Origin of the sequence: Ancylobacter pratisalsi (genome assembly GCF_010669125.1) — a bacterium.
Lineage (GTDB): Bacteria > Pseudomonadota > Alphaproteobacteria > Rhizobiales > Xanthobacteraceae > Ancylobacter > Ancylobacter pratisalsi.
Map to the genome: position 1 here is coordinate 2,292,280 of NZ_CP048630.1, position 12,691 is coordinate 2,304,970.

The 12,691-nt window shown below is 66.0% G+C and carries 11 protein-coding genes and 1 tRNA gene; 5 read left to right on the forward strand and 7 right to left on the reverse strand.

All coding sequences use genetic code 11. The annotated features are described in order from the left end of the window. Positions 1 to 25 precede the first annotated feature (25 nt). Positions 26 to 1,546, forward strand: coding sequence for a choline-sulfatase (betC, locus tag G3A50_RS10870; protein WP_163075302.1), 1,521 nt, complete (start codon positions 26 to 28; stop codon positions 1,544 to 1,546). 61 nt (positions 1,547 to 1,607) lie between these two features. Next, positions 1,608 to 2,975: a flavin monoamine oxidase family protein gene (locus tag G3A50_RS10875; protein WP_163075303.1), complete on the forward strand. Its 1,368-nt coding sequence runs from the start codon at positions 1,608 to 1,610 to the stop codon at positions 2,973 to 2,975. Between the two features lie 71 nt (positions 2,976 to 3,046). On the opposite strand, the gene pheT is transcribed toward G3A50_RS10875, so the two are convergent. From pheT to G3A50_RS22985, 6 genes are all read right to left on the reverse strand, one after another. Next, a complete protein-coding gene (gene pheT / locus G3A50_RS10880) occupies positions 3,047 to 5,452 on the reverse strand; it encodes a phenylalanine--tRNA ligase subunit beta (RefSeq protein ID WP_163075304.1) in 2,406 nt (801 codons plus the stop codon). A 9-nt stretch (positions 5,453 to 5,461) separates the two neighbouring features. After that, positions 5,462 to 6,001 (reverse strand): hypothetical protein, encoded by a 540-nt coding sequence (locus G3A50_RS10885; protein WP_246252437.1) that lies wholly within the window; start codon positions 5,999 to 6,001, stop codon positions 5,462 to 5,464. Continuing rightward, positions 6,001 to 7,101, reverse strand: coding sequence for a phenylalanine--tRNA ligase subunit alpha (pheS, locus tag G3A50_RS10890; RefSeq protein WP_163075305.1), 1,101 nt, complete (start codon positions 7,099 to 7,101; stop codon positions 6,001 to 6,003). Before pheS ends, G3A50_RS10885 begins: the two co-directional genes overlap by 1 nt. Before the next feature lie 271 nt (positions 7,102 to 7,372). After that, positions 7,373 to 7,741: a 50S ribosomal protein L20 gene (gene rplT, locus G3A50_RS10895; RefSeq protein ID WP_163075306.1), complete on the reverse strand. Its 369-nt coding sequence runs from the start codon at positions 7,739 to 7,741 to the stop codon at positions 7,373 to 7,375. Positions 7,742 to 7,772: 31 nt separating this feature from the next. Beyond that, the gene (gene rpmI / locus G3A50_RS10900) at positions 7,773 to 7,973 is read right to left on the reverse strand and encodes a 50S ribosomal protein L35 (protein ID WP_163075307.1); all 201 of its coding nucleotides are present in this window, start codon (positions 7,971 to 7,973) and stop codon (positions 7,773 to 7,775) included. Positions 7,974 to 8,223: 250 nt separating this feature from the next. After that, a complete protein-coding gene (locus G3A50_RS22985) occupies positions 8,224 to 9,066 on the reverse strand; it encodes an SH3 domain-containing protein (RefSeq protein WP_163075308.1) in 843 nt (280 codons plus the stop codon). 259 nt (positions 9,067 to 9,325) lie between these two features. On the opposite strand from G3A50_RS22985, the gene G3A50_RS10910 reads away from it, so the two are divergent. Continuing rightward, positions 9,326 to 10,132, forward strand: coding sequence for an undecaprenyl-diphosphate phosphatase (locus tag G3A50_RS10910; protein WP_163077547.1), 807 nt, complete (start codon positions 9,326 to 9,328; stop codon positions 10,130 to 10,132). A 69-nt stretch (positions 10,133 to 10,201) separates the two neighbouring features. On the opposite strand, the gene G3A50_RS10915 is transcribed toward G3A50_RS10910, so the two are convergent. Continuing rightward, the gene (locus G3A50_RS10915; RefSeq protein WP_163075309.1) at positions 10,202 to 11,230 is read right to left on the reverse strand and encodes a complex I NDUFA9 subunit family protein; all 1,029 of its coding nucleotides are present in this window, start codon (positions 11,228 to 11,230) and stop codon (positions 10,202 to 10,204) included. 290 nt (positions 11,231 to 11,520) lie between these two features. Between G3A50_RS10915 and G3A50_RS10920 the strand changes: the two genes are divergently transcribed. Together G3A50_RS10920 and G3A50_RS10925 are read left to right on the forward strand one after the other, a co-directional pair. Beyond that, a tRNA-Leu gene (locus tag G3A50_RS10920) sits at positions 11,521 to 11,607 on the forward strand. A gap of 151 nt (positions 11,608 to 11,758) precedes the next feature. Then, positions 11,759 to 12,406 (forward strand): tyrosine-type recombinase/integrase, encoded by a 648-nt coding sequence (locus tag G3A50_RS10925; RefSeq protein ID WP_163075310.1) that lies wholly within the window; start codon positions 11,759 to 11,761, stop codon positions 12,404 to 12,406. The last annotated feature ends 285 nt before the right edge of the window (positions 12,407 to 12,691 follow it).

The following is a 12,691-nucleotide window of genomic DNA, read 5'->3' on the forward strand; positions in this document are numbered from 1 at the left end:
ATCACCGTGCTGCCAAGTTGCTGTCATGCCCGCTTCGCGTCCCAATATTCTCATCCTGATGGTCGACCAGCTCAACGGGACGCTGTTCCCCGACGGGCCGGCGGCGTTTCTCCACGCCCCGCATCTGAAGGCGCTGGCCGCCCGTTCGGCGCGCTTCGCCAACACCTATACGGCGAGCCCGCTCTGTGCGCCCGCGCGGGCCTCCTTCATGTCGGGCCAGCTACCGAGCCGCACCCGCGTCTATGACAACGCGGCCGAGTTCGCCTCCGATGTGCCGACCTATGCCCATCATCTGCGCCGCGCCGGTTATCACACCGCCTTGTCGGGCAAGATGCACTTTGTCGGCCCGGACCAGCTGCACGGCTTCGAGGAGCGGCTGACGACGGACATCTACCCCGCCGATTTTGGCTGGACGCCGGACTACACCCGGCCGGGCGAGCGCATCGACTGGTGGTACCACAACCTCGGCTCCGTCACCGGGGCGGGCGTCGCCGAGATCACCAATCAGCTCGAATATGACGACGAGGTAGCCTATCACGCCGGGCGCAAGCTCTATGACCTCGCCCGTGGCCATGACGTGCGGCCCTGGTGTCTCACCGTCAGCTTCACCCACCCGCACGACCCCTATGTGGCCCGGCAGCGCTTCTGGGACCTTTACGAGACCTGCCCCGCGCTCGATCCGGTGGTGCCGCCCATCCCCTTCGAGGTGCAGGATCCCCACACACAGCGCCTGATGCTGGCGAGCGACCATGCCGCCAGCCCTGTCGGCGAGGAGGATGTGCGCCGGGCGCGGCGCGCCTATTTCGCCAACATCTCCTATATCGATGAGAAGATCGGCGAGCTTCTCGACATTCTCGAACGCTGCCGGATGGCTGAGGACACTGTCATCGTCTTCGTCTCCGACCATGGCGACATGCTCGGCGAGCGCGGGATGTGGTTCAAGATGAGCTTCCTCGAAGGCTCGGCGCGGGTGCCGCTGATGATCGCCGCCCCCGGACTGCCCGCCGGCCGCGTCGACACCCCCGTCTCGACGCTCGACGTGCTCCCGACCCTGGCCGAGCTTGCCGAGCTCGATCTCTCCCGCGTCCTGCCCTGGACGGATGGCGAAAGCCTCGTTCCGGTGGCCAGCGGACGGGGCTCGCGGGGGCCGGTGCCGATGGAATACGCCGCCGAGGGGTCCTATGCGCCGCTGATCGCCCTGCGCGAGGGGCCCTGGAAGCTGGTGCTGTGCGATCTCGATCCCACGATCCTCACCAACCTCGATGAGGATCCACACGAGCTGGTCAATCGTTCTCACGATCCATCCTGTGCAGTGAGGCTCGCGGCCCTCACGGAGGCGATGCGCGCGCGCTGGAATCTCGCCCGATTCGACGCCGAGGTGCGGGCCAGCCAGGCCCGCCGGCACGTCGTCTACGAGGCTCTTCGCAACGGCGCCTACTACCCGTGGGACTTCCAGCCCCTGCAGCGCGCGTCCGAGCGCTACATGCGCAACCATATGGATCTCAACATAGTCGAGGATTCCCAGCGTTTCCCGCGGGGCGAATAGCCCGTGCTTTCCCGGCTGACGGGTCATTCCACCGGGAGGGAAAATTCACTACCGTGGCGGCATGAAGGAACGATCTGATCGTGCCCGGGCGGGGACCTCTTCCGCCGCAGGGCTGACCCGCCGCCATTTCCTTGCCGCCGCCTCCACTTCGGTGATCGCGGGACCGGCCTTTGCGCAGGCCGGTGCGACCGATGTCGACGTCGCCATCGTCGGGGGTGGCGCGGCGGGTATCGCGGCGGCGCGCAAGATTGCCGAGTCCGGTCGCAGCTACGTGGTGCTCGAAGCTGGTCCCCGCCTTGGCGGGCGGGCGCGCACGGTGGAAGCTCTCGGCATGGAGGTCGATCTCGGTTGCGGCCTGATTTCGCGCGATTTCGCGCCGCTGATGGCGGCTGCCGAAGGCGTGAACGTCACCATCGCCGACCTGCCGCCCGGCCCGCGGCTCTTTGTGGAGCGGCAGGACAGCAAGGAAAGCGCCTATGACGGCTTCCTGTCCACGCTCGGCCGGGCGCGGCAGGACATCCGCGCCGCCGCCTTTGCCGGCAAGGACGTCGCGGCGGCCTCGGTCGTGCCGTCGGCCGGCGCATGGGCGGGTCTGGCGGCCGACGTCATCGGACCATTGAGCGTCGGACGCGGGCTCAAGACCCTGTCGACGCTGGATCTTGCGCTGCGCTCCCCACCGATCGACGACGCCACCAGTCCGATTGGCATCGGCGCGCTGCTGCAGACCCTCAGTGCCTGGCTCAACGTGCAGACCGACGCGCCGGTAACCCTCATCACCCATGCCGGCCGCGTTCATACGTTAAGCGTGAAGGGCCAGCGCGGGGTGATCCGCGCCCGCGCGATCATTCTCGCGGTGCCGGCGCCGGTCATTGCGTCGGGGGGGATCAAGTTCAATCCCCCGTTGCCGAAACGCCTTGGCGCAGCCTTTGACGATTGCCCAGCGGGCGACATCGAGCAGGTCGCCTTCCGGCTGGCCGCGGATCCGCTGCGGCTGCAGCCTGACGAGCGCATCCTTCCCCGGGTCGTCGGCACTCCGGCCATCCTGCGCGGGCGGGTCAATGGAAGCGATCTCCACATTCTCACCTTCGGCGACGCGGCGGCTCGCGAGATCGCCGAGAAGGGCGAGGAGGCGGGATTGCGCCTTGCCCGCGCTTTCATGGCGGAGGCGTTCGGTCTGGAGCCGGAGGCCATTTCCGCTGTTGCCTGCTCAGCCTGGGCGACCGATCCCCTGATCCAGGGCGCAATGGTCGCCGCCGCGCCGGGCAAGAGTGCCCAGCGCCGTCTGTTCGAGGAGCCGGTTCAAACCCGCATCTTCCTTGCCGGCGAGTACACCTCGACATCGGCGTGGGGTTCGCTTGCCGGCGCCTGGCAGTCCGGCGAGGTTGCCGCCGCCAAGGCCCTGCGCCTCGTCGGCGGCGGCCCGGCCTGAGAGGCGGCCGGGCTCGTCTCCATTCGGTCCCGTTCCATGTCCGGAGGCACGTCCCGGGCATGAAGCGCCGTTTACCCGCGCAGGATGGCGCCGGTCTTCTTCGTCACCTCGGCGATGACCTTTGCCGCCACGGCCTCGATCTCGGCATCGGTCATCGTCTTTTCGCGCGGCTGGAGCGTGACGGAGAGGGCGACCGACTTGGCATCCGCGTCGATGCCCGGTCCTTCATAAAGGTCGAACACGTTCACCGCGGTGATCAGCTTGCGGTCGACGCCGGCCGCCGCCTTCACCATGTCGCCAGCCGCTACCGAGCGGGGCACCACGAAGGCGAAGTCGCGCTCCACAGGCTGGAACGCCGCCAGCTCCAGCAGCGGCTTCACCCGGGTCGGCTTGGCCTTGGCCGCGGGCACGCGGTCGAGCAGCACTTCGAAGCCGACGAGCGGACCATCGACATCCATCGCCTCGATCACCGAAGGGTGCAACTCGCCGAAATGCCCGATGACATTGGCGCCGAGCCGGAACGTGCCGGAGCGCCCGGGATGGAACCATGAGGGTGCATCGGTCGAGATCTGCAGATTGGCCACCGGCGCGCCGCAGGCCGCCAGCACCGCCAGCGCATCCGCCTTGGCGTCGAAGACATCGACCGGCAAGGTCTTGCCGGACCAGTGCCGCCCCGCGCCCGCCGGCTTGGCGAAAGCGCGGCGGATGCCCGTGGCGGCGATGAACTGGTCCTGCGGGCGATCGCCCTTGAAGACCTGGCCGACTTCGAACAGGGAAATGTCGCCGAGCCCGCGATCGGCGTTCGCCTGGGCGGAGCGGATCAATCCCGGCAGCAGGCTCGGGCGCATGTCGGAGAGATCGGAAGCAATCGGATTGGCCAGCGCCAGCTCGGGCGCCCCGCCGCCGAACAGCTCCGCCTGCGCCTTCGGCACAAACGACCAGGTGACCGCCTCGACAAGACCACGTGTGGCCAGCGCGCGCTTGGCCTTGCGTGTGCGCAGCTGGAGCGTGGTGAGCACCGGCTTGCGCGCCGTCTCGTTGCGCGGGAACGGTGTCGAGGGCACACGGTCGAGCCCGACGATGCGAATGACCTCTTCCACGAGATCCGCCTTGCCCTCGATATCGCCACGCCAGGAGGGAGGCGTCACGCGCACCTCACCGGCGGAGCTTTCCACCGTGAAGCCGAGCTTGCGCAGCGTTTCCACCTGCTCGGCATCGCTCGCCACGAGCCCCGTGAGCTTTTCGGTAAGGCTGAGCGGGAAGTCGATGACCCGGCGCGCATCAGGGATCGCTCCTGCGAGCACCACCTCGGAGGGTTCCCCGCCGCACAGATCAAGGATCAGCCGCGTCGCCAGCTCCAGTCCCGGAAGGGTCATGGCCGGGTCGATGCCGCGCTCGAAACGGAAGCGGGCATCCGAGTTGAGTCCCAGCTTGCGCCCGGTGGAGGCGATGTTGATCGGCTCCCAAAGCGCGGATTCGACCAGAACGTCGGTGGTCGCTTCATCGCACCCGGACTCTTCGCCCCCCATCACACCAGCCAGCGATTCCACCGCGCGGTCATCGGCGATGACGCACATGGCGGGGTCGAGCGCATAGGTCTTGCCGTCCAGCGCGAGCAGGCTCTCGCCCGCCGTGGCGCGACGGACCACAAGGTTGCCGTGTACCTTGCTGGCGTCGAAGACGTGGAGGGGCCGGTTCTGGTCGAAGGTGAGCAGGTTCGTCACGTCGACCAGCGCATTGATCGGACGAAGGCCGATCGCGCGCAGCTTCGCCTGCAGCCAATCCGGCGAGGGCCCGTTCTTCACGCCGCGAATGAGACGCAGCCCGAAAGCGGGGCAGGGCGCATCCTCGGCGATGGTGACGGAGACCGGGCAAGGGTAGGCGCCCTCGACGGGCTTGATCGCGTCCTCGACGAGAGTGCCGAGGCCGGCAGCGGCGAGGTCGCGGGCCACGCCATGGACGCCGAGACAATCGGCCCGGTTCGGCGTCACCGCGATCTCGATGACAGGGTCGTTGACGCCCAGCCAGTCGACATAGGTCGCGCCGACCGGCGCGTCGTCCGGCAGGTCCAGGATGCCGTCATGGTCCTCGGAAAGCTCCAGCTCGGCGGAGGAGCACAGCATGCCCCGGCTTTCCACGCCACGGATGGAGCCAACCCCGAGCGTGATGTCCTTGCCGGGAATGTAGGTGCCGGGAGGCGAGAACACGCTCTTCATGCCGGTGCGCGCATTCGGGGCACCGCACACCACCTGCACGGGCTCGCCCGCGCCGGTATCGACCATGCAGACGCGCAGCTTGTCGGCGTTGGGGTGCTTCTCGGCGGAGATCACATAGGCGATGGTGAAGCCCTTGAGCTTGGCCGCCTTGTCCTCGACGCCCTCGACCTCAAGGCCGATCCGGTTCAGCGCATCGAGGATGTCCTCGAGCGTTGCCGTGGTGTCGAGGTGCTCCTTGAGCCAGGAGAGAGAGAATTTCATGGGACAGCCCTACCGATCCGCCTGTTCGTCATGCCGGGCGTCGCTTGCCCATTTATAGCCCTTCTCGCCCGTTCCATCCCCGAACCAGGCAAGGGGCTGCTCATCCGCGGCAACCAGAAATTCGATCCCGACATTTCGCTTCTTGACCATGTCCCGATCCGCCTTGCGGTAATCGATGATCTTTCCCTGCCGGTAGGAGAGGTCGTCTCGCGCGTTGTGAAGTGCCAGCTTAGCGCCTTGCTGAATGCTCTTGATCACCTCCTCTTCGGAGACGACCCAGGATCCGCTCCAGAAGAAGCGATCTCCATCGCTGGTGACACCGCGGTCATGCTCGCAGACGAAATGAAATTCGCAGACGTAGTTTCCCGCGCGGCGTTTTCCCGACGAGGGCGCCGACGGCTTCGGTTTCGGGCTGCGCTCCAGCAGCACGGCTTCGCAATCCGCGGCGAGCGTTGAGGCGCCGCGCTGCTGTGCGTTCGCCATCAGTTGCTTGAGCTGCGGGGTCTCCATGGCTTCAAGTCGGTCGCGGGACCAGGCGGGGGCTTTCATCACGCGCTCAGGCCTCCCGCCAGTGTCGGGAAGTCCAGCGGGCGGAAGCCGTAATGCGCGAGCCAGCGGACATCAGCCTCGAAGAAGGCGCGCAGGTCCGGCATCCCGTATTTCAGCATCGCAATGCGATCGATGCCCATGCCCCAGGCGAAGCCCTGATACTCGTCCGGGTCCAGCCCGCAATTGCGCAGCACGTTGGGGTGCACCATTCCGCAGCCGAGGATTTCGAGCCAGTCCGACCCCTCTCCGAAGCGGATTTCGCCCGGTCGGGAGCGGTCGCACTGGATGTCGACCTCCATCGACGGCTCGGTGAAGGGGAAGAAGGAGGGGCGGAAGCGCATCTTCACGCCGTCCACCTCGAAGAAGGCCTTGCAGAATTCCTCGAGAATCCACTTCAGGTGGCCAAGATTGGAACCCTTGTCGATCACCAGCCCCTCGACCTGATGGAACATCGGCGTGTGGGTCTGGTCGCTGTCGGATCGATAGGTGCGGCCCGGGCAGATGACGCGGATCGGCGGCTTCTTGGACAGCATGGTTCGCACCTGCACCGGTGAGGTGTGGGTGCGCAGCACGAGGCGCGAACCGTCTTCCTTGGTGGGCAGGTAGAAGGTGTCGTGCATTTCCCGTGCAGGGTGGCCCTCGGGGAAGTTCAGCGCCGTGAAGTTGTGGAAGTCGTCCTCGATGTCCGGGCCTTCCGCGACCGAGAAGCCCATATCGGCGAAAATGGCGGTGAGCTCGTCGATCACCTGGCTGATCGGGTGCATGCGGCCGAGTTCGGACGGGGGTTCGCGCACCGGCAATGTGACGTCGACACGTTCCGTCTCGAGCCGCTTCGCCAGTGTCGCGGCTTTCAGTTCGGCGCGGCGTGCGGCGATGGCCTCGTTGAGGCGGTCGCGCAGGCCATTGATGGCAGGGCCTGCCGTCTTGCGCTCGTCCGGGCTCATGCCGCCGAGACTCTTGAGGAGGTCGGACACCGATCCCTTCTTGCCCAGCGCGGCGACGCGGACCGCTTCCAGCCCGGCTTCATCGGCGGCGGCGGCGACGCCGGAGGTGAGGTCGCGCTCCAGCGCGTCAAGATCGGGAAGGGATGCAACGGACATGTTCGTTTCTTCTCGGCTGGAGACGGTGGCAATTCGAGTGCGGCGTCATTTCCGGACCGGCCCGGAGTGACCTCTCGTCGGCGCAACGGCGCGTGGTGGAGAGGCGATACCGGATCGAACCCGTCCTGAGGGTGCCGGGCAAGCGACGTGGGCGGGCTTATAGCCGGGAGGACCTGTTCCGCAAAGCCGCCGGAGGAGCCCACAACGCAAAAAGCCCCTACGCTTGCGCGCGGGGCTCCTCGCAATCTGGTCCCGGCATGACGGGATTAGGTCAGGCGGCCTGCTTTTCCAGCGCGGCCTTCGCCTGCTCGACCAGGGCCTTGAAGGCCTCGGGCTCATGGATGGCGATATCCGAGAGCACCTTGCGGTCGACCTCAATCCCGGCCTTGCCGAGACCGTCGATAAATCGACCATAGGTGAAGCCAAGCTCGCGCGTGGCAGCATTGATGCGCTGGATCCACAGGGCGCGGAAATTGCGCTTCTTCGCCTTACGGTCGCGATAGGCGTACTGCTGCGCCTTCTCTACGGCCTGCTTGGCGATGCGGATGGTGTTCTTGCGGCGGCCAAAATAGCCTTTCGCAGCCTTGAGCACTTTTTTGTGCTTGGCGTGCGAAGTGACGCCGCGCTTGACACGTGCCATGGGGGATTCTCCTGGTACTGGCTAAGGGGCGTCAGCTGTTGGGCAGATAGAACTTGCGAACGTTGAAGGCATCACGCTCGGACATGACCGTGGTGCCGCGCTGATCGCGGATCTGCTTGTTGGTGCGCTTGATCATGCCATGGCGCTTGTTCGCCTGGGCCATCATCACCTTACCGGTACCGGAGAGCTTGAAGCGCTTCTTCGCTCCGGACTTGGTCTTCATCTTGGGCATTTAGCTCGTCTCCACGTCCGGCGGCATCCCCTCGCGGGGCGTCCGGCTCAATCTAGTGTGAGCGTTCGAACCGCCACGGCAGCCCTTTTAGCCGGGCGGTTCAAGAAGGCCGCACCCCATACAGGAGTGGCTGGCTTTATTCAAGAGCGCCGCGTGACCGGGACGGCAGAAAGGCCCGGAGATCGCTCCCCGGGCCTGACCTTCAGGCGAAGATGACGGCCGGCACGGCCGCACTCCTCCCTCACGCTCATCAGTCGTTCTTGCACCACGGCAGGTTCGCGCCGGTGCCGCACGCGGCGTTGTTCTCAGGCGGCCGCTGCCGGCCAGCCGGCGGACGGGCGTTGGTCTGGGGCGGCGGGCCACCCTGCGGGGGGGCAGCCTGGGGCGGACCAGCGGGCTGCGGCGGCGGGCCACCTTGCGGCGGGCCAGCCTGAGGCGGGCGTCCTGTGTTGGGCCGTCCTTCCCGGGGAGGACGACCTTGCTGCGGCTGATTCCCCTGCGGTGGCGGACCGCCGTTCTGCGGATGTCGACCGCCCTGCCATTGCCCGCCTGGAGGCGGACCTCCCCATCCAGGACCGGAACCGGGAGGCGGCGCACCCCATCCCGGGCGTGCGCCGGGAGGCGGTCCGCCCCATCCAGGACCCGCGCCGGGCGGCGGCGGTCCCCATCCCGGCCCCGGAGGCGGGCGGTGCTGGGCAGGCGGTGGCCCGCCCCAGCGATCATAGTCCGCGTACCAGGACCGGCCGCGATAATAGCGGCCCCAGTAATTCCCGAAATTGAAGCCGACAACGGGGACGCCGATAGTGGGCGCATATTCATCGAGATCGACGCGCCTGCCGCGGTAGTCCGATTCGAGGTACCGGGCGGCGATCCAGCCACGATTGCCTCGCCAGTCGACATCGCACCAGCTGTAGTCATCAAGGCAGCCATAGATGCCCAGACCCATGCCTTCCTGAAGCACGACCACCACTGGGTAGGTCGTGCTTGGGCCTGCCCTCAGATTGACAGTCGTCGTCACGAATCCGGGCTGCTGTGCCAGCGCAGCCCCGCCAAGCGCCAGCAGCAAAGCCGCGCTGGCCAAAAATCGTTTCATTCAACATTCTCCAAACGTTGCATGACTCTACAACGCCGACCGGGTGCAAAAGGAGCCACGTTGTGGGGCGGTTTGATGTCGCCCAGGTGTTAAGCCGGCGGTTGGCGGCCGAAAACTGACGCAGCGTCGGCTCGGAAGGAGCTGGCGGCGTTCGCGCAGCGGCACGTTGATTGTGCAGCGCGAAGCAGACAGGATGCGCCCGATCCGTCTCCGGGTCCTGCAATTTTCCCCATTCCCTGTCATGGACGGACCCGACACCATGTCGTTCGGCACGCTGCTCGAAGCCTTCTTCCTCGGCCTTCTTGAGGGCTTTACCGAGTTCCTCCCGGTGTCTTCCACCGGCCATATCCTGCTTGCGGGGCACTTCCTCGGCTTTGAGAGTGAAGGCAAGGCATTCGAGGTGCTGATCCAGCTCGGCGCCATCCTTGCCATCATCACGGTCTATTTCCAGCGCTTCTGGCATGTCCTGATCACGCTTCCGACGAGCCCGCGTTCACGCCGGTTCGTCTTTGGCATCGTGATCGCCTTCCTGCCGGCCGCCGTGATCGGGGCTTTCGCCCACGGCTTCATCAAGGAAGTGCTGTTCGAAAGCCCGGCGCTGATCTGCGTGACGCTCATCCTCGGCGGGATCGTGCTGATCTGGGTGGACACCCTGAACATCCGCCCGATCCATACCGATGCCATGGCCTTTCCGCCGATGCTGGCGCTGAAGATCGGCTTCATCCAGTGTCTGGCCATGATTCCCGGCACGTCGCGTTCAGGCGCGACCATCGTGGGTGGCCTGCTCCTTGGCGCCAGTAAGCAGGCGGCGGCGGAGTTCTCGTTCTTCCTGGCCCTGCCGACCATGGCCGGCGCTTTTGCCTACGACCTCTACAAGAACCGCAATGTTCTGACCTTCGACGACAGCATCATCATCGTGGTCGGCTTCGTGGCGGCCTTCATCGCGGCGGTCGCGGTGGTACGCAGCCTGCTCGCCTTCGTCTCGAAGCACGGTTACACGCCTTTCGGCTGGTGGCGCATCGCCGTTGGCGGGGTCGGTCTCGTCGCGCTGGCGCTGGTCGGCTGAGGGCAAAAAGAAAGCCGCCGGCGCAGATGCGCGCGGCGGCTTTTCGATTTTGCGTCTCTGGTCGTCCTCTCAGGCGGCTTCCGGCCGGGTGAACTGGCCCGCCTTGCGGTAGCGCCACAGATAACCGGGCAGAACGGCGCCGATCGCGGTCGGATGTATACCCAGCCCTTCCAACGTCCGGCCCTCGGCCTTGGCCGCTTCCGAGGCGATGTTATCGTAGCCGAGAAGCTTGACCTGATCACGCGTCAGCAGCGGGTTCGGGAGCAGTTCGAGAACACGGGCCTTCAGCATCGCCAGACCCTCCGGGATCGGCAGAAGAAGCCGTTTGCGCCCGATTTCCTGCAGCATCATCTCCATGAGCTGCTTGAAGGTGAGGATCTCAGGGCCAGCGAGTTCGTAGATCTTGCCGGGCGCGACCAGTTCGTCCACCGCCTTGGTGATGGCCGCGGCGACGTCGCCGACGAACACCGGCTGGAACTTGGTCTCGCCCCCTCCGATCAGCGGCAGGAACGGCGAGAGCCGCGACATGGCGGCGAAGCGGTTGAAGAAATCATCTTCCGGCCCGAACACGACCGAGGGGCGGAAGATGATGGCATCGGGCTTGACCTCCAGCACGGCCGCCTCGCCCGCTGCCTTGGATGTGGCATAGGACGACTTCGAATCGGCGTCGGAGCCGATGGCGGAGATATGGATGAGGCGGGCCCCCACTTCCTTGGCGGCGAGCGCGACCTGCTTCGCGCCAAAGCCATGCACCGCATCAAAACCCTGTCGGCCGCTCTCGTGCAGCACGCCGACGGCATTGATGACGACTTCCGCCCCTTCGGCCGCGCGCAGCACCGAGGCGGGATAGCGCAGATTGGCCTGCACCGCGTTGATCTGGCCGACCGAGCCGAGCGGCTGGAGGTGACCGGCAAGATCCGGCCGGCGGACGGCCACGCGGATTCGCCATCCTTCCTTCGCGAGGGCGCGGACGGTGTGGCGGCCAATAAAGCCGGAGCCGCCATAAATGGTTACAAAGCGCTCCATCGGCGCAGCGCGGCGAAGCAGCTCGGCTTCATTTTCAAGCGGCAGCTCGTCCGAATTGGCTACGTCGACCATCACGTTCTCTCCCGGCCCGGCATTGGCATGCCACGAGGATTAGCGCGGTGCCGGTTCAGCGTCCAGCCGGCTTGCGCATTGAAGTGGTTCCCTGTTGCCAGCTCGCGCGGGCGAGGAGGCGAAAGCGCGCGACCCGCACGCCGCCGGTAACGCGCATCGAGGGCCGTAACGCGCTCCAAAAGATCGATAATCGACCCCTCGGTGCAGATGAGACGGGAACATGCAGAATGTCTCGTTGACAACACCGATGTCGGGCGACTATGTCTCGCCGCCGTGCCGACAAGGCATGTGCCCAGGTGGCGGAACTGGTAGACGCGCTGGCTTCAGGTGCCAGTGGCTTAACGGTCGTGGAGGTTCGAGTCCTCTCCTGGGCACCATTTGGCCTTTTCATGAAGGCCAACAGCTTCCAAAAATCGTTGAAAATGCTGGATTTCCTGAGCTGAGGGCTTCCGGGAAGGTCCGGCTTTTTCCGTTGGAAGCCGGTACATTTGGGGGTATCGCAGGAAAACCCCATTCGAGCCCGCTCCCATGGCGCTTACCGAGCTAGCCATCCGCGCCGCCAAACCCACCGCGAAGCCGTACAAGCTCGCTGATGGCGGTGGCCTTTACCTCCTCGTTAATCCGGCCGGCTCGCGCCTCTGGCGCCTGAAATATCGCATCGACGGGCGCGAGAAGCTCCTCGCCATCGGCGCCTATCCCGACGTGACACTCGCCAAGGCACGCGAGCGGCGCACGGAGGCGCGGCGGCGGCTTGCGGATGGCATTGACCCGTCCGCCCTGAAGAAGGAGACGCGGCAGAAGGCAAAAGCCGCTGTCACCAACACCTTCCGCGCTATCGCCGAGGAGCATCTGGCCAAGCTGGAGCGCGAAGGCCTCGCGGACATCACGCTGAACAAGCGGCGGTGGCTTTTAGGTTTCGCCTATCCCAAGCTCGGCGAGCGTGACGTCGCCACCATCACCGCGAAGGAGCTTCTGGAGGTGCTCCGCAGCGTGGAGGAGACCGGTCGGCATGAGACGGCGCGACGGATGCGCGCCGCGCTCGGCGCCGTGTTCCGCTTCGCCATCGCCACCGCGCGGGCGGAGAATGCCCCGACCTTCGCCCTGCGCGACGCCCTGACGACACCGAAGGTCACGCATCGGGCGGCCGTCGCCGCATTGTCCTCCGGTTGGCCATAGCGCCGGAACGCCGCCAGCTTGTTGAGTGTCACCGCGGGAGGGCGCCATCCTCCAATGCCATCCAGCATGCGACGGTCATCAACGCGCTGCGCAACCCTTTAGTGTATTGGACTGCAGCGGCGCAATCACGTGTCACTCGAAGTCGGTCCGGTCGTATCGGCTCATTCCGAGCCTGAATGAGAATCCGCTACGACAGGAACGCAGCGTTTCGCTTGCGATCGCGTTCCCGCTGTTGAGAGTCACCAATGTGGGCGGCAGGTCGACGGCTCCCCGACGATCTGTCTT